The sequence below is a fragment of the Streptomyces sp. NPDC013317 genome, from assembly GCF_055563155.1.
On record NZ_JBVHDX010000016.1, the window covers coordinates 118466 to 138586 of the forward strand.

14 protein-coding genes are annotated in these 20121 nt (G+C 74.6%); 10 read left to right on the forward strand and 4 right to left on the reverse strand.

The window, feature by feature from the left end:
* Window positions 1–208: 208 nt before the first annotated feature.
* The 5 genes from ACZ3IJ_RS31490 (at window position 209) to ACZ3IJ_RS31510 (ending at window position 7623) form a co-directional block, all read left to right on the forward strand.
* Window positions 209–601 (forward strand): ankyrin repeat domain-containing protein, encoded by a 393-nt coding sequence (locus ACZ3IJ_RS31490; protein WP_391799803.1) that lies wholly within the window; start codon window positions 209–211, stop codon window positions 599–601.
* A 264-nt stretch (window positions 602–865) separates the two neighbouring features.
* Window positions 866–2281 (forward strand): HEAT repeat domain-containing protein, encoded by a 1416-nt coding sequence (locus ACZ3IJ_RS31495; RefSeq protein ID WP_467473725.1) that lies wholly within the window; start codon window positions 866–868, stop codon window positions 2279–2281.
* Between the two features lie 409 nt (window positions 2282–2690).
* Window positions 2691–2840 carry a hypothetical protein gene (locus tag ACZ3IJ_RS31500; protein WP_467473727.1) on the forward strand — a complete coding sequence of 50 codons (150 nt, stop codon included), beginning with the start codon at window positions 2691–2693 and terminating at the stop codon, window positions 2838–2840.
* Between the two features lie 281 nt (window positions 2841–3121).
* Entirely contained in the window at window positions 3122–4024 is a 903-nt protein-coding gene (locus ACZ3IJ_RS31505; protein WP_467473791.1) for an SGNH/GDSL hydrolase family protein, read from the forward strand.
* Window positions 4021–7623 carry a hydantoinase B/oxoprolinase family protein gene (locus tag ACZ3IJ_RS31510; protein WP_467473729.1) on the forward strand — a complete coding sequence of 1201 codons (3603 nt, stop codon included), beginning with the start codon at window positions 4021–4023 and terminating at the stop codon, window positions 7621–7623. The genes ACZ3IJ_RS31505 and ACZ3IJ_RS31510 overlap by 4 nt, the downstream gene beginning before the upstream one ends.
* A gap of 68 nt (window positions 7624–7691) precedes the next feature.
* Here the strand turns inward: ACZ3IJ_RS31510 and ACZ3IJ_RS31515 are convergent, their stop codons facing one another.
* The 4 genes from ACZ3IJ_RS31515 to ACZ3IJ_RS31530 all read right to left on the reverse strand — a co-directional run bounded on the left by ACZ3IJ_RS31515 (window position 7692) and on the right by ACZ3IJ_RS31530 (window position 11300).
* Entirely contained in the window at window positions 7692–8555 is an 864-nt protein-coding gene (locus ACZ3IJ_RS31515; RefSeq protein ID WP_467473732.1) for a 5-oxoprolinase subunit C family protein, read from the reverse strand.
* Window positions 8552–9178, reverse strand: a complete 627-nt coding sequence (locus ACZ3IJ_RS31520) for a 5-oxoprolinase subunit B family protein (protein WP_467473735.1) — start codon at window positions 9176–9178, stop codon at window positions 8552–8554. The genes ACZ3IJ_RS31515 and ACZ3IJ_RS31520 overlap by 4 nt, the downstream gene beginning before the upstream one ends.
* Entirely contained in the window at window positions 9175–9939 is a 765-nt protein-coding gene (locus tag ACZ3IJ_RS31525) for a LamB/YcsF family protein (RefSeq protein ID WP_467473737.1), read from the reverse strand. The genes ACZ3IJ_RS31520 and ACZ3IJ_RS31525 overlap by 4 nt, the downstream gene beginning before the upstream one ends.
* 80 nt (window positions 9940–10019) lie before the next feature.
* On the reverse strand, window positions 10020–11300 hold the full coding sequence (locus ACZ3IJ_RS31530) for an MFS transporter (RefSeq protein ID WP_467473740.1): 1281 nt from the start codon (window positions 11298–11300) through the stop codon (window positions 10020–10022).
* A 172-nt stretch (window positions 11301–11472) separates the two neighbouring features.
* On the opposite strand from ACZ3IJ_RS31530, the gene ACZ3IJ_RS31535 reads away from it, so the two are divergent.
* The 5 genes from ACZ3IJ_RS31535 to ACZ3IJ_RS31555 all read left to right on the forward strand — a co-directional run.
* Window positions 11473–12177 (forward strand): GntR family transcriptional regulator, encoded by a 705-nt coding sequence (locus ACZ3IJ_RS31535; RefSeq protein ID WP_467473742.1) that lies wholly within the window; start codon window positions 11473–11475, stop codon window positions 12175–12177.
* A 136-nt stretch (window positions 12178–12313) separates the two neighbouring features.
* Window positions 12314–13840: a hypothetical protein gene (locus tag ACZ3IJ_RS31540; protein WP_467473744.1), complete on the forward strand. Its 1527-nt coding sequence runs from the start codon at window positions 12314–12316 to the stop codon at window positions 13838–13840.
* Complete coding sequence (locus tag ACZ3IJ_RS31545) at window positions 13837–14373, forward strand: hypothetical protein (RefSeq protein ID WP_467473746.1); 537 nt, start codon at window positions 13837–13839, stop codon at window positions 14371–14373. The genes ACZ3IJ_RS31540 and ACZ3IJ_RS31545 overlap by 4 nt, the downstream gene beginning before the upstream one ends.
* On the forward strand, window positions 14370–15311 hold the full coding sequence (locus tag ACZ3IJ_RS31550; protein ID WP_467473748.1) for a hypothetical protein: 942 nt from the start codon (window positions 14370–14372) through the stop codon (window positions 15309–15311). Before ACZ3IJ_RS31545 ends, ACZ3IJ_RS31550 begins: the two co-directional genes overlap by 4 nt.
* A 44-nt stretch (window positions 15312–15355) precedes the next feature.
* On the forward strand, window positions 15356–20121 hold a 4766-nt coding region (locus ACZ3IJ_RS31555; RefSeq protein ID WP_467473750.1), incomplete at its 3' end, for a hypothetical protein.

A 20121-nucleotide genomic window follows, 5' to 3' on the forward strand; every position in this document is an offset into this window, starting at 1 on the left:
GGCGGATGCGGAGGTGTCGCCCGGGTGGCGAAACGCGCCCGGCGCGCTAGCGCGGGAGGCGCTCGCGTCCCGGATGAGCTGCGGTGATCTTTGCCGTGGACGCTCCGCGTCATGTCGCCGGACGGGCAGTACCCTGTCGATTCACTCGTACGGCGGCGGATGCCGTGCGGGCGTCACCGTTCCGTGGAGAGAGAGGCGGGATCGTCCGATGAGCGAGACTCCGGACCCCGAGGTCGTCGAGCTGGCGAGCAAGGTCTTCGACCTGGCGCGCACAGGGGACGCCGAGGCGCTGGCCGCCTACGTCGACGCGGGTGTCCCCGCGAACCTCACCAACGACCGGGGCGACTCGCTGGTCATGCTCGCCGCCTACCACGGGCACGCCGACGCGGTCACCGCCCTGCTGGCACGGGGCGCCGACGGCGACCGCGCGAACGACCGCGGACAGACCCCGCTCGCGGGCGCGGTCTTCAAGGGAGAGGACGCCGTGGTCCGCGCGCTGCTGGCCGGCGGCGCAAATCCGGAAGCGGGGACTCCGTCTGCCGTGGATACTGCTCGGATGTTTGGGAAGGCAGAACTCCTGGAGCTGTTCGGCGCCCGGTGAGGTCCCGGTGGAGATCGGGGCGAGATCCGGGTGAACGGACACTGAACCCCAGGTGAGAGCGGTGTCGTAAATGTGGTCGCGGTGGCGAAATGGCTGGGTCATCATGACATCGGGCCCGCAAGGGGCCACCGACGAGAGGCAGAGGAAGATGGTCAACACCAAGCGAAGGAACACGGGCGGCTCGACATGTTGCTGCGCGGCCTAGGCGATCACCAGTGCCCCGTACTTCCGGTCGTGTCGACAGCTTGATGTGAGGCGTCTTCCATGTTCGATCCAGTCATAGCGCCGAGCGGTACCCTGCTCGGCCTGCTGCAGAGGGGCCGCGGCGACGGCACCCTGCACGCGCTCGCCGCCCCCCGTGCCGAGGCCCTCGCGGCCCTCAACCACTGTGTTCTCAGCGACCCCCGCCACGACTGGCAGGTCGAGAACCGGTCCCTCTACTACGCACGGCTCTACCTCGACCTCGCCGGCGGGCTCGAGGAGATCGAGGCCCACCTCTTCGGCGCCGAGGACCACATCGACACCGAGGAGAACCGGACCGGGCTCGCGCTCGCCGTCCTCGGGCACCTCGCCTCCTACGGCCGCCAGGACGCGCTGGTGCTGCTCCGGCGGTACGCCGCGACCGGTACCAACTGGGCGTGGGCCCTCGACGAGCTCGCCCTGCGCGACGACGACGCGGGCCTTCGCTCCCTCGCCCTGTCCGTCCTCGCCCGCTTCCCGGCCGGTCCGGAGGGCGACGCCGATCTGTCGAGCGCCGTACGGGACGCCTTCGAGCCCCGCCCGTGGCGGCTGTGGGCCGAGGACCGGCGCGACGCCGTCGGCGCCCGGGTCAGGGCCGCCCAGGAACGAGGCTCCTTCGACCGCTGGCAGCGCCAGATGCGGCCGAGCGGGCCCCGTCCGGGGTGGAGCGTCCAGGCGGTCTTCGACTGGGCCCAGGAAGGCCTGGAGCGCGGTGCCGTGCTGCACGGGCCCGCCGCCCGCTGTCTCACCGCCGTCGCGGGCCCCGAGGACCGGCCGCTGATCGTCGAGGCCGCCCGCAGCGGACCCGACGGGGCGCGTTGCGCCGCCCTTCACTACCTCGCCGAGTCTCGCGATCCCGCCGTCCTCGACCTGATCGAGGCCGCGGCCGGCAGCGACTCCCGTACGGTCTCCGAGGCCGCCGTCGCCGCCTTCGAGCGGATGTGCGGCGAGGCCGCCGTCGACCGTGCCCGCGGCTGGGTCCACCGGCCCGACGCGCTCGGCACCGCCGCCGCGGGCGTCCTCGCCTGCCGGGGCGGGGCCGAGGACGCCACGCTCGTGCTCGGAGCCCTGCGCGAGACCGTCCGGTCCGCGGGTCCGGACGCGACCGCCCTCTACACGCTGGTCGACGGCGCCGGGCGCCTCGGCATCGCCTGCGCCGCGCCCGTACTGCGTCACGTCTACCGGGAGACGGCCTCCTCCCAGCTCCGGGGCCGAACCGCCCGCGCCCTCGCGGCCACCGACCCGACCTTCCCGACGGGCTTCGCCGTCGAATGCCTCTGGGACTGCGAGGAGACCACGCGCGAGGTCGCGGCGCTGCACGCCGAGACCGGCGACGTCCGCGTCGCGGAGCGACTGCGGCGGCTCGCCTTCGACCCGGCCGAGGAGGCCGAGGTCCAGACGGCGGTCCGCAACCGGATAGGCCCGGACCTCCAGGTCTGATCCCGGTCCGGAGTCGGGCCCGGCGTACGGCGACGGGGGCGGGTCGGGCCTCCGGGCTTCGGGGCCGGCGCCGGGTCTCGGGTCCGGTCCGAGCCTCGGGTCCGGTCCGAGCCTCGGGTACGACCCCGGGCCCCGGAGCCGCCGGACCTCGGCCTCAGGGGCGGACCGCGGTCCCGGCGCCCTGGGCGCCAGGGCCCGGCTCGCGGGGCCCTGTGCAGGGTGGACGACGACGGTCCCCGGCGGGGTCGCAGGCAGGGCACGCGGGCCCCTCTGGCGGCAGCCGGCCGACGGGATACGCAGGCCCCACCGGCCTCGGGACGGCACCGTCCCAGGAGGGGACCAAGGCGCCCGCGACGCGGGTGCCTGTGCCACGGACGACGCGGCCTCCTTCGCGGAGGCCGTCCGCTCGGTGCTCGACCGTCCGGAGCCGCCCCGCCGCGCGGCGGCACGCGCGCGTGCCGAACTCTTCGGCTGGGACCGCTCCATCGCCGCGTTCCTCGACGCCCACGACGCTGCCCCGGCCGCGATCCGCGTCCCGCCGCAGGGGGTGCGGACATGACGACCGCACCCCCTGCGGCGGCGGACAGTCCGGAGTGCTGGGGCGGGCCGGCGGAGCCGGGCGCGCCGGCCTCGGACGCCGCGCGGACATCGGATCCGATCCCCGAGGCGTCGGATTCCGCTGCCCGGACCTCGGATCCCGCCGCCTGGATATCGGATCCAATCGTTCCGGCGTCGGATCCGATCACCTCGACATTGGATCCAGTCGCTCCGGTATCGGATCCGATATCCGAGGCGGGCACCGCTCTCCTGCCCCGGATCGGCCACCCCCGCGTGAACGCCATCCCCACGCCCCGTCGCGCCGCCGGGACCCCTCCGGTGCCGCCCGCACCGCTCCGCTTCGCCGTCCTCGGGGACTCCCTAAGCGAGGGAGTCGGCGACCGCGTCGACGGCACCTGGCGCGGCTGGGCCGCCCTGCTCGCCGCCGGGCTCGCCGGACCCGGGCAGCACCTGGAATTCCGTAACCTCGCGGTCAGCGGCGCCCAGAGCCGAGAGGTCGCCGAACAGCAGTCACCCGAGGCCGTGGCGTTCCGCCCCCACCTCGCCTCCGTCGTCGTCGGCGTCAACGACACCCTGCGCCGCACCTTCGACATCGAACAGCTCGCCCGCCGGCTCGACCGGGTCTGCGCGGACCTCGGCGCGAGCGGCGCCGTCCTCCTCACCGCCTGCCTGCCCGACCCCGGCCGGATGCTCGGCCTCCCGCCGCCGCTCGCCCGCCCGCTCGCCCGGCGCCAGAAGGCCGTCAACACGCTCGTCCACGCCCTCTCCGCCCGCCACGACGCCGTCCACCTCCATCTCGCCGACCGCGCCTGGACCGACGACCGGGCCCTGTGGAGCTCCGACCGGCTCCACCCCGGCGAGCGCGGCCACCGGGCGATCGCCGCGCGGTTCCACGCGCTCCTCGCCGCGCGGGGCCTGGCCCACGGCACGGCGCCCTCGCCCGATCCCGAACAGCCGCCACCCACCCGTACGGAGGCACTGGTCTGGCTCGCCAGCGCCGGCACCGGATGGTTGGTGCGGCGCTGCCACGACCTCCTGCCACAGCTCCTGCACCTGGCGGGCTCCGAGCTGCGGCACCGGGCGGGCGGCACCGACGTCCGGCTCGACCTGCGGGCAGAACACGCCCTCGCAGCCGCGCTCGCGGCCGTGTCCCTGGACGCGCCGGTGGTCACAATGGGGGAATGACAGGGCGCTGGGAGTTCTGGATCGACCGTGGCGGCACGTTCACCGACGTCGTGGGCCGGCGGCCCGACGGGCGACTGGTCACCCGCAAGATCCTCTCCCACGACCCCGCCCGCCCCCACGACGCGGCCGTCGCCGGAATCCGTCTCCTCCTCGGACTCGGCCCCGACGAGCCCGTGCCGGCCGACCGGATCGCCGTCGTGAAGATGGGGACGACCGTCGCCACCAACGCGCTCCTGGAGCGGCGCGGCGAGCCGACCGTCCTCCTCGTCACCCAGGGCTTCCGCGATGCCCTGCGGATCGCCTACCAGAACCGGCCCCGGCTCTTCGACCGCCGCATCGTGCTCCCCGAAGCCGTCTACGAGCGCGTCGTCGAGGTCCCCGAGCGGGTCGACGCCCAGGGCCGGGTGGTGCGGCCGCTCGACGAGGACGCCGTCGCCGAGGAGCTGCGGTCCGCCCACCGCGACGGCTACCGCTCCGCCGCCGTCGTCCTCATGCACGGCTACCGCAGCCCCGACCACGAGCGCCGGATCGCCGACCGCGCCCGTGCGCTCGGCTTCACCCAGGTCAGCTGCTCCCACGAGGTCAGCCCGCTCATCAAGCTCGTGCCGCGCGGCGACACCACCGTCGTCGACGCCTACCTCTCCCCGATCCTGCGCCGCTACGTCGACGAGGTGGCCCGCGAACTCGCCGGCATCCGGCTGATGTTCATGCAGTCCAACGGAGGGCTGCGCGAGGCCGCCCACTTCCGCGGCAAGGACGCCGTCCTGTCCGGCCCCGCAGGCGGCGTCGTCGGCATGGCCCGCACGGCCGGACAGGCGGGGTTCGACCGGGTCATCGGCTTCGACATGGGCGGCACCTCCACCGATGTGTCGCATTTCGCAGGCGAGTTCGAGCGTGAACTGGGTACACAGGTCGCGGGTGTACGGATGCGCGCGCCGATGATGAACATCCACACCGTCGCCGCGGGCGGCGGCTCCGTCCTGCACTACGACGGACAGCGCTACCGGGTCGGTCCCGACTCCGCGGGCGCCGTCCCCGGCCCCGCCTGTTACCGCCGCGGCGGCCCCCTGACCGTCACCGACGCCAACGTGATGCTCGGCCGCGTCCAGCCCGCCCACTTCCCCGCCGTCTTCGGACCCGACGGCGACCAGCGACTGGACGACACCGTCGTACGGGAGAAGTTCACCGCCCTCGCCCAGGAGATCGGAGGCGGCCGCACCCCCGAGGAGGTGGCCGCCGGCTTCCTGGAGATCGCCGTCCTCAACATGGCCAACGCGGTCAAGAAGATCTCCGTCCAGCGCGGCCACGACGTCACGCGCTACGCCCTCACCAGCTTCGGAGGCGCGGGCGGCCAGCACGCCTGCGCCGTCGCCGACGCGCTGGGCGTCGACACCGTCCTCGTACCGTCGCTGGCCGGCGTCCTCTCGGCGTACGGCATCGGGCTCGCCGACGCCACGGCCATGCGCGAGCAGTCGGTCGAGGCCGAACTCGACGCGGAGGGGACGCACGCGCGCGTGACGGCACTCTGCGACGAACTCGCCGAGCGCACCACGGAGGAGCTGCGCGCCGACGGGCTGCCCGACTCCGCTGTCACCACCCACGCGCGCGTGCTGCTGCGCTACGCCGGAACCGACGCGAGTCTGCAGGTCGACCTCGCCCCCGCGGCGGAGATGCGCGCGGCGTTCACGGCCGTCCACCGCGCCCGGTACGCCTTCACCATGGACCGGCCCCTGGTCGTCGAGGCCGTCTCCGTCGAGGCCGTGGGGCTCGCCGGACCGCACGGTCCCGTGGCCGTCGAGGCGGGGGAGCGCACCGGGGATCGGTCCGCGGAGCCCGAGCCCCGGTCGACGGTACGGATGCACAGCGGCCGTGAAGCCGCCGACACCCCCCTCCACCGCCGCGAGGACCTGCGCCCGGGCGACACCGTCACGGGGCCCGCGATCCTCGCCGAGGCCGACGCCACCACCGTCGTCGACCCGGGCTGGCAGGCCACCGCGGGCGACGGCGGACACCTCGTCCTCACCCGCGCGACACCCCGCCCCGCGCGCGTGGCGGTCGGCACCGACGTCGACCCCGTCCTTCTGGAGGTCTTCAACAACCTCTTCATGGCGATCGCCGAGCAGATGGGCGTACGTCTGGAGAACACCGCCCACTCCGTCAACATCAAGGAGCGGCTCGACTTCTCCTGCGCCCTGTTCGACCCCGAGGGCAATCTCATCGCCAACGCGCCCCACATCCCCGTCCACCTGGGCTCCATGGGCGAGTCCATCAAGGAGGTCCTGCGGCGGGGCGGCGACTCCCTGCGCCCAGGCGACGTCTACGCGATCAACGACCCGTACCACGGCGGCACCCACCTGCCGGACGTGACCGTGGTGACCCCGGTCTTCGCCGACTCCGGCGACCGGCTGCTCTTCCTCGTCGCCTCGCGCGGTCACCACGCGGAGATCGGCGGCATCACCCCCGGCTCCATGCCCGCCTTCAGCCGGACCGTCGACGAGGAGGGCGTCCTCTTCGACAACTGGCTGCTCGTACGGGACGGGCGGCTGCGCGAGGAGGAGACCCGGGCGCTGCTCACCGGCGCCCCGCACCCCTCCCGCGACCCGGACACCAACCTCGCCGACCTCCGCGCGCAGATCGCCGCCAACGAGAAGGGCATCGAGGAACTGCGGAGAATGGTCGACCAGTTCGGCCTGGACGTCGTCCACGCCTACATGCGGCACGTGCGCGCCAACGCCGAGGAGTCCGTACGGCGAATCGTGGCCGGGCTGCGGGACGGCTCGTACCGCTACGAGACGGACAGCGGCGCCGTCATCCAGGTGGCCGTCCGCGTCGACCGTGAACGCCGTTCCGCCGTCCTCGACTTCGCCGGCACGTCGCCACAGCAGGAGGGCAACGCCAACGCGCCCACCTCCGTCGTCATGGCCGCGGTCCTGTACGTCTTCCGCACCCTCGTCGACGACGACATCCCGCTCAACAGCGGCTGCCTGGAGCCCCTGGAAGTCCGTGTACCGGCCGGCTGCATGCTCGCGCCCTCCTACCCGGCCGCGACGGTCGCCGGGAACGTGGAGACCTCCCAGGCGGTCACCGGCGCCCTCTACGCGGCCCTCGGTGTCCAGGCCGAGGGCTCGGGCACGATGAACAACGTCACCTTCGGAAACGCGCGCGTGCAGTACTACGAGACCGTGGCGAGCGGCTCGGGCGCCGGCGACGGCTTCGAGGGCGCGGACGCCGTCCAGACCCACATGACCAACTCCCGGCTCACCGACCCCGAGATCCTGGAGTGGCGCTACCCGGTCAGGGTGGACTCCTTCGCGCTACGGAAGGAGAGCGGCGGACGCGGCCGATGGCCCGGAGGGCAGGGCGCCGAACGCCGGATCCGCTTCCTCGAACCGATGACGGTCGCCCTGCTGACGGGCCACCGCCGGGTCCCGCCGTACGGCATGGCCGGCGGAGAGCCGGGCACGCGCGGCGAGAACCTCGTCGAACGCGCCGACGGCACCGTCGAACACCTCGCCGGTGTCGACACCACCGACGTAGCCCCGGACGACGTCCTGATCCTCCGCACCCCCGGCGGCGGAGGCTACGGCCCGCCACCCTGACGGCCCCCTGACGCGCTCTGGCGTCCCCCCACCCTGACGGCTCGCCGTGGGAACGGGCGCGCGGGGGATCAGCCCGTCGGCACGAACCGGACCACGGTCCCCGGTGCAGCCTGTGCCGCCGCGGCGAGGTCGGTCTCCCGGGCCACCGCGATCACCGGGTAGCCGCCGGTCGTCGGATGGTCGGCGAGGAAGACCACGGGACGTCCGTCCGGAGGCACCTGCACCGCGCCCAGGACCATGCCCTCGCTGGGGAGTTCGGCGGTGATCGCCCGCTCCAGGGGCGGGCCCTCGGTGCGCAGGCCGATGCGGTTGGAGGCGGTGGACACCCGGTGCGCGCGCGTGGCCAGGGTGTGGAGCGCCCCACGGGTGAACCAGTCGTCGCGCGGGCCGAGCCGGACCCGCAGGACGAGTTCGTCCGGCGGGCCCGGCCACGGAGGAGCGTCGACCGACCCCCGCACGTCCGATTCCGCCCCCAGCGGCAGCACGGTCCCGTCCGCCAGCGGTTCCGGGCCGAGCCCGGACAGCAGGTCGGTGGAGCGGCTGCCGAGGACGGGGTCGACGGAGATCCCGCCGCCGAACCCGACGTACGCGCGCAGCCCACGGACGGCCCGCCCGACGTCGAGCACAGCGCCTGCCGGGACCCGCACCGCCGTGCCCCAGGCGACCGGCCTTCCGTCGACGGTGACCGGGCACGGCGCGCCGCCCACGGCGACGGTGACCGCGCAACGGGGCCGTACCGCGCATCCGTCGACCGTGGTCTCCAGGACCGCCGCCGCCTCCGGATTGCCCACCAGCCGGTTCACCAGCCGCGCGGCGCCCGGATCCAGCGCCCCCGAGCGGGGCACGCCCAGATGCGCGTACCCGGTCCGCCCGAGGTCCTGCACGGTGGCCAGCGCTCCGGACCGTACGACGGCGAAAGCACGATCGGTCACCGGCTCTCCACCACGAAACGCACCCGGGCACCGGGCGTCAGGAGCGCGGCGGGCTCACGCCCCGCGTCCCAGAGGACCGCGTCCGTGGAGCCGATCAACTGCCAGCCGCCGGGCGAGGAACGGGGATACACGCCCGTGTACGGCCCCGCGAGCGCCACCGAACCGGCCGGGACACTCGTACGCGGGGTGTCCCGGCGCGGCACCTGGTACGGATCGCCGAGACCGGTCAGATAGCCGAAGCCGGGGGCGAACCCACAGAACGCGACCCGGAACTCGGTCGCCGAGTGGATCCGTACGGCCGTCTCCACGGACACCCCCCACAGCGCGGCCACCTCGGCCAGATCGGGACCGTCGTAGCGGACCGGGACCTCCACGGCCCGCTCCACGCGCGCGTGGAGCGGCGGAATCGTCCACTCCCGCAACTGGCCCGCGAGGAGGTCCGGCGCTTCGACCCCGTCGAGCAGCACCGTCCGCGCCGCCGGCACGATCTCCCGTACGGGCGGCAGCGCACCGCCCGCGCGCCGACGGAGCAGCTCGGCGTGGAACGCCTCCGTCTCCGTACCGCTCCCCAGCTCGACGAGCAGCGCCCGCTCACCCACCCGGAACACCCGCCGCGCCTTCACGCGAACGCCTCCACCCCGATGCCGCTCGCCTCGAGCTCGGCGCGCACCCGGCGGGCGAGATCCACCGCGCCCGGAGTGTCCCCGTGCAGGCAGAGCGAGCGCGCCCGTACGGCCACCGACGTCCCGCAGTGCGCGGTCACGACCCCGGACCGGGCCATGGACACCGAGCGTTCGACGACCGCCGCCGGGTCGGTGACGACCGCCCCCTCCTGCCCCCGTGGCAGCAGGGAGCCGTCCGCCGTGTACGCCCGGTCGCCGAAGGCCTCGGCGACCACCGGCAGCCCCGCCTTCCCCGCGGCCTCGTGGAGCCGCGAGCCGGGCAGCCCCAGGACCGGCAGCCCGCCGCCCGCGAGCAGCACCCCGTCGACGACCGCCGCCGCCTGCTCCTCGTCGCGCACCACCCGGTTGTAGAGCGCGCCATGGGGCTTGACGTACGAGACCCGCGATCCGGCGGCGCGGGCGAAGACGTCCAGCGCGCCGATCTGGTACGCGACCTCGGCCGTTAGCTCGTCCGCCGGGACGTCCATCGAGCGGCGCCCGAAGCCTGCCAGATCGCGGTACGAGACCTGGGCCCCGATCCGGACGCCCCGCGCGGCCGCGAGCTCGCAGACGCGGCGCATGGTGACCGCGTCCCCGGCGTGGAAGCCGCAGGCCACGTTGGCGCTGGTGACGACGGAGAGCAGCTTCTCGTCGTCGGTGAGCGTCCAGCGGCCGAAGCCCTCCCCGAGGTCGGCGTTGAGGTCGATCGAGGCCCCCGTCATGGTCCCTTCCTTCCGGTCGTACGGCGGTGTGCGCTGTGTCTGGTCTCAGGTGGTCCGCGGGCCGGGAGCCGCCGTCGGTGTCATACGAGTTCCCTTCCGCGCGTCTCCGGCAGCCCGAGCAGGGCGAGCACCGCCAGGCCGTAGCCGATGGCCCCGAAGACCAGCGCGCCGCCGACGCCCCAGCTCTCGGCGAGGAAGCCCACCAGGGTCGGGAAGACCGCGCCCACCGCCCGGCCGGTGTTGTACGTGAAGCCCTGGCCCGTGCCCCGTACCGCCGTCGGGTACAGCTCGGCGAGGAAGGAGCCGAACCCGCTGAAGATGGCCGACATGCAGAAGCCGAGCGGGAAGCCGAGTACGAGGAGGAGCGTGTTCGCTCCGGACGGGATGTTCGTGTAGGCGAGGACGGAGAGCGCCGACAGGGCGGCGAAGAGCGCGATGTTCTTCTTCCTGCCGAGCAGGTCCGTGAGGTAGCCCCCGGTCAGATAGCCGATGAAGGCCCCGGAGATCAGGAACGTCAGATAGCCGCCGGTGCCGACGACCGTCAGGCCGCGCTCGGTCTTCAGGAAGGTCGGGACCCAGGTGGCGAGGGTGTAGTAGCCACCCTGGACGCCGGTCGAGAGCAGCACGGCGAAGAGCGTCGTGCGCAGCAGGGACGGCTTGAAGATGGCGGTGAAGGAACCGCGTTCGGTGGCGGTGCGCCGGATCTCGGCGGCCTGCGGGGCGTCCTCGACGTTCCTGCGGACGTAGACCACGAGCAGCGCGGGCAGGGCGCCCGTCCAGAACATGACCCGCCAGGCCACGTCGGGGTCGACGAACGCGAAGACGAGGGTGTACACGATCACCGCGAGCGCCCAGCCGGCCGCCCACGCGCTCTGGATGCCGCCGAGGGTACGGCCCCGGTGCCTGGCCGAGGCGTACTCGGCGACCAGGATCGCGCCGACCGCCCACTCGCCGCCGAAGCCCAGGCCCTGGAGTGCGCGGAAGAGCAGCAGCGTCTCGTAGTTGGGCGCGAAGCCGCACAGGACGGTGAAGAGCGCGTAGGTCACGACGGTGATCATCAGCGCCTTCACGCGCCCGATGCGGTCGGCCAGGATGCCGGCCAGCGCACCGCCGATCGCCGAGACGACCAGGGTGACCGTGGTCAGCAGACCGGTCTGGCCCTTGTCGAGGCTGAAGTAGGCGGCGATGGCCACCATCGAGAGCGGCAGCGTGAAGAAGTCGTAGGAATCCAGGGCGTATCCGCCGAACGCGCCGCCGAAGGCGCGCCTGCCGCGCGGCCCGAGGGCGCGCAGCCAGGCGAACGCGCCCGTGTCGTCGGGCCGTTCGCCCTGGGTCTGCTGCTTGGTCTGTGTCGTGCTCATGTGCACCTCGCAGAGGGGGAGGAGGCGTGCTGAGTGACGTGCTGGAGGACCGTGCGGTGTCGTCAACGTAGAGGATCGTTCAACGATCCGACAAGAGGTAGGTCGTCACGTTCTTGTGTCCCCGAAGGACCTGGTATTGACTCGGCGCGGACGGCGAAAGGATCGGGGCGCGGTGGGCGGAATCGGCGAACTCGCGGACGACCGGGCGCTGCTCGGACGGACCAGCACGGCGGAACGGGTGGCGGACATCCTGCGCACCCGGATCGCCGAGGGCTTCTTCCCGCCCGGCACCCGGCTCTCCGAGGACAGCATCGGCGGCGCGCTCGGCGTGTCCCGGAACACGCTGCGCGAGGCGTTCCGCCTGCTCACGCATGAACGGCTGCTCGTCCACGAGCTCAACCGGGGCGTCTTCGTCCGGGTCCTGGCCGTCGACGACGTCGCCGACATCTACCGCACCCGCCGTCTCGTCGAATGCGCCGTCGTCCGAGGCCTCGGGGAGCCGCCGTTCGCCCTGGACGGTCTCGCGGCCGCGGTCGAGGAGGGCGTGGAGGCGGCGAATACGCAGGACTGGAAGGGCGTCTCCACCGCCAACATCCACTTCCACCGCGAACTGGTCGCCCTGGCCGGCAGCGCCCGCACGGACGAACTGATGCGGGGCGTCCTCGCCGAACTCCGCCTCGCCTTCCACACCGTGGACGACCCGCGCGGCCTCCATGAGCCTTATCTCGTGCGAAACCAGGAAATTCTGGACGCACTGCGCGCCGGTGACCGTACGACGGCGGAACGCCTGCTGGGCCGCTACCTCGACGACTCCCGCACCCGGATCGTCGACGCGTACGCGAAGGCGGTCGAGCGGCCGGAGCCCCCCGGGGCCTGAGCGGCGCGTGGCCTGAGCGGCGCGCGGCCGGCGGGCGCCCGGACGGGCCCCGTCGCGCTACCATGTCCCGTCACCCGGCGGGGTCGCATCTGCGCCGTTTCGACCGTTGTCAGTTCGAGGACCTAATCTGTGCACCGTGACTTCGCCTGCCTCGACGGACTTCGTTCCGCCCCAGCTCAGCGCGGGGCCGCGGCCCGCGCAGGGCCCGGCCGCCGACGAAGGGCTCGCGCGGCGGCTTCGCGCGCTCGCGTGCACAGCCCCGCTGCACGACCTGGACACCCGCAAGGCGAACCTCGCCGGCGAGTACTCGGTCTACGCGATGGCCGAGGTCGCCCTCGCCGCCATCGACCTCGTCACACTCAACATGGACTTCGACACGGGCGCCGACCATGAGCAGATCGTCGCCCGCCTCCTGCCCCGCGTCGCCGCCCAGGCCCCCACCCGCCCCGCCGCCGAGCACGAGCGCGTTGCCCGCTGGGTCCTGGAGAACCTGATCAACGTCGGCAGCGTGGACCGCGGCTTCCGGGCGGTGTACGGCACGTTCGGCGCCGACGGCGTCTACATCCGCCGCGACTACGACTTCAAGCTGATCGAAGAGGTCCCCGGCTACGGCGGCGGGGTCTACCTCCGTACGACGGACGAGGCGGTCAACGTCCTGGTCGGCGCCCTCGACACCGACGTCACCAGCGCCCAGATCGCCGCCGAGGTCAAGCTGGAGGTCCTGATCAGCCGCGGCAGGCTCGCCGACGCCCAGCTCGCCGCCGAGCAGGCGCGGTACCGGACCGTGCAGTACGCCGAGACCCTCCGCAAGACCCTGGAGGCGACCCGCCGCAACGTCCGCGCGGTGGACTGGCTGCAGGCCGTCCCGGACATGATCGCCGAGGCGCTCGATCACGTCGCCGACCGCTACCGCCACGAGAACGCGATCCTCACCAACATCCGCAAGGCCCGAGACGAGGCCGAGGAGCCGGAGCACAAGCGCCGCGCCGCCGAGCTCGTCGACATCGTCAAGGACTGCATCCGTCGCCATACCCAGCTCCAGTCCCGCCTCCTGGAGGCGGGCCCGCTCTTCCGGGCGGAGCAGGACCGGCAGGCGTTCGCCGCCCCCACCTCGTACACCGGCATAGACCTGTACGGACAGCTCGTCGCGCCGATCCTGCCGCTGCCCGTCGAGCAGGCGACCAAGGTGACGGACGCGTTCTTCGCGCGCGGCACAGGGCTGCGCACCCCGGCCTCGGTGCGCGTGGGCGACCTGGTCGAGATGCTCCTCACCCCGCCCGTCGAGCGTGAGCACCTCGGCGCGGAGATGCCCGAGCCGGACCTGATCGCCACGCCCGACGACAGCCGCTTCAGCGAGGAGCAGCTGGCGAGCGCCATGGAGCTGCTCGACCTCGAGCACGACGCCCCGCGCCGGCTCTCCGGGCTGCTCGCCGAGGCCCGCCTGCGCGACCCGGACCTCCCCTACCTGGTCGCCCTGCTCGCCGTCCACGCGGCGAGCCCGCCGGTCGGAACGGCGTACCGCCAGGGTGAGGAGCGCCTGCTCTTCGCCGTCGACGACGGCACGCAGCTCGACGACCCGGAGTTCGGCGGCGCCGACCTGATAGTGGGCACAGCGCTCCTGGACGCGCTGGGCATGGCAGCGGACCGCACGGAGGCCTCATGACCACGGACCAGGCGACGCCCGACGCCGTGTCCGGCGCACTGCCGGACGCCACGCCCGACGGCGTGCCCGAGCCGCCGCCGGTCCCGCCGGCGCGTCCCGAGGGCGTGCCGATGGCGGAGGGCCCCGCGGCGGTGGAAGCGGAGGCCGAGGCGGAGCCCCCCGCGGCCACGCCCCCCGCCGAAACCGCTGCGTCCGTCGAGGGCGCGGCACCGGCGCCCGCCCCCGCAGCCGCCGCAGCACCGGCTCCGGCGCCAGCCTCCGCTGCGGAACCGGCGGCACCTGCGCCGGTACCGGCCAAGGCCCCTGCCTCCGCCTCGGCCCCCGCACCGGCGCGCCCAGTCGTGCCCGGCCGGCGGAGCCCCGCCCCGTACGTGCGCGCCGTCCGACTCGCCCCGGCCCGTGCGCCCGAGGCCGGCGCCCAGACCCCGCCCCGGCGGCGCGCCGTGAGCGTGACACCGGTCCGCCTCCCGCTGCCCCGCCCCGAACCCACCGCACCACCGACCACCAGCCCTCCCGAGGAGCCCCAGCCGTGAGCGAACACCACGCCGAGCACGCCGACGCGTGGAGCGAGCCGGAGCCCCCGCACACCGCCGCCGCACCGCACAGCCCCACCGCACCGCACGCAGCCGCACCGCACGCCGCCGCCGCGCCCGTCACGCCCGCCGACGCGGCCGACGCCGCGCGGCTCGTGTCGTTCGGACTGCAGCCCAAGCTGCTGCCCGCCCGCGACGCCGAGTACACCGAGCTGCTCCGGCGCTACCGCGAGGACCCCGCCTTCGCGCGCCTCGCCGACGCCGTCGCGACCGGACTCGGACTCGTCGTCCTGGAGGTCTCCCCGCGCGCGGGCATGGCCGTCACCGCCGGTGAGGACTCCGTCTTCGCCGTCCGCATGGGCGACTACGCCCGCCGCGCCTCCACCGACTCCGCCGACCGCTTCCTGCACGGCCTCGCCCACCTCGCCGTCGCCGCCATGGCGTTCCCTCGGCCCGAGGACCTCGCCGACGACGGGTACATCGGCCGCCTCACCGTGAACGGCGTCGACGCGTTCGTACGCCAGGCCTGCCGCCGCCTCGAGGAGCGCGCCGAGCAGCAGGGCGAGAACACCGACCCCGCCTCCGACGCCCCCGGCCTGGAGGCCGCCTGGCGGATCTACGCCCGCCGCAGCTCCACCGGCGCCACCAAGGACGCCCGCCGCCTCGCGGGCTCCACCACCGGCATCGTCGGCAAGGCCGTCGCCTTCCTCACCGACTCGGGCTTCCTGCAGCGCACCGGCGACGACGCGGGCGGCGCCTACCGCACCACCGCCCGCTACCAGCTCCAGGTCCGCGACATGGCCGGCAGCGCCGCCATGGCCGAGCTGCTCGACCTCGGCGTCGTCCCGGTCAGCGACGGCTCCGCGACCCTCCTGCCGCCGCCCGACGGCGACGACCTGGAGCTCGCCGCCGACGCCGGCCTCCCGTTCCATGCGTAACCGCCCCGCGTAATCACAGAACCAGTCGACGAGAGTCCGCCGCCATGTACGAGTTGTCCCGGGTCCGCCTCTACTCCATCGGTCCCGCCGGTGCGCGTTACGCCGACACCGTCCTGGACCTGCGCGGAGTCGGCGCACCCGTGCCCCACCCCGCCCCCACCCAGGCGGAGTTCTTCGAGGAGGAGCCGGTCGGCCCGCCGCGCCGCCCCGCTCCCGCGGGCGTGCTCTTCCTGGAGAACGGCGGCGGCAAGTCCGTACTCCTCAAGCTGATCTTCTCGGTCATGCTCCCCGGCCACCGCAACACCCTCGGCGGCGCCAGCTCCGGCGTGCTGCGCAAGTTCCTCCTCGCCGACGACTGCGGCCATGTCGCCCTGGAGTGGCAGCACACCCTCACCGGCGAGCTGGTCGTCGTCGGCAAGGCCAGCGAGTGGCGCGGGCGCCAGGTCTCCAACGACCCGCGGAAGTTCGCCGAGGCCTGGTACTCCTTCCGCCCCGGCCCGGGCCTCAGCCTCGACAACCTGCCCGTCGCCGAGGCCACGTCCGTCCGCCCGCCGGTCGAGGGCGCCTCCGGCGCCCAGGGCCGCCGCCGCACCATGAAGGGCTTCCGGGACGCCCTCACGGACGCGGGCAAGGCGTACCCGCATCTGGAGGTCTACTGGGAGGAGATCCACGACCGCTGGAACGAACACCTCGGCGACCTGGGCCTCGACCCCGAACTCTTCCGCTACCAGCGCGAGATGAACGCCGACGAGGGCGAGGCCGCCGGCCTCTTCGCGGTCAAGAAGGACTCCGACTTCACCGACCTGCTCCTGCGGGCCGTCACGGACACCCGTGACACCGACGGGCTGGCCGACCTCGTCAGCGGCTTCGGCAACAAGCTCGGACGGCGCGCCGAACTCACCGCGGAACGGGACTTCACCGCCGGTTCCGTCGACCTCCTCGGCCGCATCGTGGAGGCCGCCGAGACCCGGGCACGCGCGCGTGACGTGCATGCCGGGGCCGAGCGCCGCACCCGTACGCTCGCCCGCCGGCTCTCCGCGCGCGCCACCGAGGAGCGCTCCCGCTCCGCCGAACTCGCCCAGCAGGTCACCTCGGCGGCCCATGCCGTCTCCGAGGCCGAGACGGGCCGTGGCCGCAGCTCCCTCGTCGCGGCAGAACTGGCCTACCGGCACGCCTCCCTGGCCCTGACCGTCGCCGAGAAGGGCGCCGCCTCCCAGCGGCGCGAGCTCACCGACGCCCGTACGCTGCACTCCGCCTGGCAGGCCGCCGAGGCCGTGCTCCGGCACCGGGCGGCGGGCGACCGCTCCGCGCGCGTGGCCGCCGCCATCCGCGAGGCCGAGCGCGACGCCGCCCCCGCCCTCGCCGCCCGCGCCAAGGCCGCCGCCGATCTCGTACGAGCCCTGCACGCCGCCGCGGAGGACGGCGAGCGCCACGCCGCCGAGGAGGAGGAGCGCTCGGCGACCCTCCAGGAGACCGGCGAGACCGCCCACCGCGACGCCACCGCCGCCGCCACCGAGGCCCAGCGCGCCCGCAGCGAGGCCGGACACCTCCGCCAGCGCCTCGCCGAGGTCGAGCAGGAGACCGCCGAGGCGGTACGGGCCGGCTGGCTCGACGACACCGCCCCGGACGCGGACCCGGCCCGCGCGGCCCTCGCCGCGAGCGACGCCGAGAAGACCACGGTCGCCGCCTGGGACGCGGCCCGCGACGCCGCCCGCGCCGCGGCCGACCGCGCCCGCGAGGCCGCCGCCGCCGAGTCCCGCGCCGAGCTTGCCGCGGCCCGTGCCACGGACGCCGCCGAGGCCGCCGAGAACGCCTACGACGCCGAGCGCCGCGCCGCCGAGTCCCTCGCGAGCGACGACCGCCTCGCCGAGCTCCTGAGCCTGCCGCCCCGGCCGACGTCCCCGCTGCCGGGCCAGCGCGCGGGGGAGACCGGCACGGCCTCCCGCGCGGGGGAGACCGGCACGGCCTCGGCCCCCGACGGCCCGGCCCCCGGGGGCTCGCAGGCCTCTGACGGTCGCGGCGATCCCGGACAGGACCCGGACGGGGACACCGCCCCGGGCGCCGCCTCCGGTCCCGTCGACGCGACCGGCCCGGTGGCGGACCACGGCCCGCTCACCGTCACCGAGTTCGACCGGAACGCCGACGAACTGCGCAGCCTCCTCGACCAGTCCATCGCCTCCGCGGAACGCCAGCTCTTCGACCTGCGCACCGCGGCCGCCGACGACTCCCGCATCCTCGGCGCGCTCGGCGACGGCGGACTCCTTCCGCCCGGCCCGGACGTCCTGGCCACCGTCGAGTACCTCGGTGAGCACGGCGTCCCCGCCCTCCCCGGCTGGCGCTACCTCGCCCAGGCCGTCGACCCCGCCGACCACGCGGCCGTCCTCGCCGCCCGCCCCGAGCTGGTCGACGGCGTCGTGATCACCGACCCCGTCTCGTACACCCGCGCCCGCGAGGTGCTCAGCACGGCCGCCCTGCTGCCGCGTTCCACCGTCGCCGTCGGCACGGCCGCCGCGCTGCTCGCCCCCGTACCGAGTGCGGAGTCCGGCGAGGACCAGGGTGTCTTCCTCGTCCCGCCGAACCCGGCCATGCACGACGAGCACGCCGCAGACGAGGAGCGGCACACCCTGCGCGCCCGCGCCGCCGCGCGCGACGAGGAGATCCGTCACCTGGCCGCCCGGCTCACCGGCGACCGCTCCCTCGCCGCCCGGATCGGCTCCTGGCGGGCCGACTGCCCGCCCGGCATGCTCGCCGAGCTGGCCGCCGTCGCCGCCACCGCCCGCGAGACCGCCGAGACCGCGGCGGAGACCCTCGCCGAAGCCCGTACGGTACGGGCCGAGGCCGACGAGGCCGCCGCCGACGCCGCCCGCGTACGGGACGAGCGCCAGGAAGCCGCCCAGCGTGCCCGCCGCGCCGCCGACGCCCTCGCGGGCCTTGCGTTCCGCCTGCGCGAGCGCTCCGCCTGGCAGGCCAAGCTCCGCGAACTGGCCGACGACGCCACCGAGTCCGAGGCCCGCGCCCAGACCTGCCTGGAGCGCGCCCGCGCCGCCGACGAGGACCGCAGGGCCGCCCAGCGTGCCGCCGACGACGCCCACCGCACCGCCCGCGCCCTGCGCGCCGAGCGCGCCGAGATCGCCGGCGCACCCGACCAGCTCCCCGAGGAGGACCCGGCCGCGCCGCGCACCGCGCTCCCCACCCTCCGCGAGGCGTACCGCGCCGCGTCCCAGCTGTACGAGAAGGTGGGTGTCGGCGCGGACCTCCGCGCCGAGCAGGCGCGCGCGGAGAGCGACGAGTCGGCGGCGCTCGCCGAGCTGGACCGCCTGACCAACAAGGTCCGCAGCCGCGCCGAGCAGCTCCTGGAATCGACCGACGGCGCCGACGGCCCGTCCCGCCAGGCCGCCGCCGCACGTGCCGAGGCCCTGGTCCAGATGCTGGAGACCCGCGCCTCCGAGGCGAGCGAGAAGCTCGGCCGACTGCGTGGCGAGGCCGAGCGGCTGGCCCCCGAGGACGGCACGGCGCACACCGAGCTCCCCGACGAGCTGGTCCCCGCCGACGCCGAGCAGGCGCAGACCCTGCTCCGTACCGCCACCACCGAACTGGCCTCCCGCAGCGACGCCCTGGAGGCGGCGCGCACCGCGCACGCGAGCCTCCTGCGTGCCCACCGCGCCGCCGAGGACGCCGCGAGCGGCTTCGACGAGACCGCGGGACTCCTGCGCGACCTCCTCCGTGACCACACGGAGGACGACGAGGACGGGCCCGAGACGTACCCCGGCACGCTGGAGGAGGCCCGGCAGACCGCCGCCGAGGCCCGCCGTTCGCTGCGATCCTGCTCCGCCGAGCTCTCCGCGGCCGACGCGGCCGTCCGGGAGGCGAGCGACATCCTCGTCCGGCACGCCAACTCGACGCGTTACGAGCAGGTCCGCACCCCCGCCCGCCAGCAGATCCGCGAACTGCCCGCGGCCGCGCTCCCCGAGCACGCCGCGAAGTGGGCCGAGGCCTTCGCGCCCCGGCTGCGAGTCCTCACCGACGAACTGGAGCAGCTGGAGCGCAACCGCGACTCGATCGTCGACCGGCTGCGCGGTCTGGTGGAGTCCGCGCTGACCACGCTCCGCTCCGCGCAGCGGCTGTCCCGGCTGCCCGAGGGGCTCGGCGAGTGGTCGGGCCAGGAGTTCCTGCGCATCCGCTTCGAGGAGCCGGACCAGGCCACCCTCGCCGAGCGGCTGGGCGAGGTCATCGACGAGGCGACCCGCGCCGCCGTCAAGAAGAACTCCGACCTGCGCCGCGACGGCATGTCCCTGCTCCTGCGCGGCGTTCAGGCGGCGCTCGAACCACGGGGCATCGCGGTGGAGATCCTCAAGCCGGACGCCGTGCTGCGGGCCGAGCGGGTTCCGGTCGGGCAGATGGGCGACGTCTTCTCCGGCGGCCAGCTCCTCACCGCCGCCATCGCGCTGTACTGCACGATGGCCGCGCTGCGCTCGAACGACCGAGGTCGCGACAAGCACCGTCACGCGGGCACGCTGTTCCTGGACAACCCGATCGGCCGCGCCAACGCCACGTACCTCCTCGAACTGCAGCGGGCCGTCTCGGACGCCCTCGGCGTCCAGCTGCTGTACACGACCGGTCTGTTCGACACGACCGCGCTCGCGGAGTTCCCCCTGGTCATCCGGTTGCGCAACGACGCGGACCTGCGGGCGGGGCTGAAGTACATCAGCGTGGAGGAGCATCTGCGCCCGGGCCTTCCGCAGCCCACCGCGGAGGACGGGGCCGTCCACGGCGAGATCACCGCGACCCGGATGTTCCGCCGTTCGCCGGC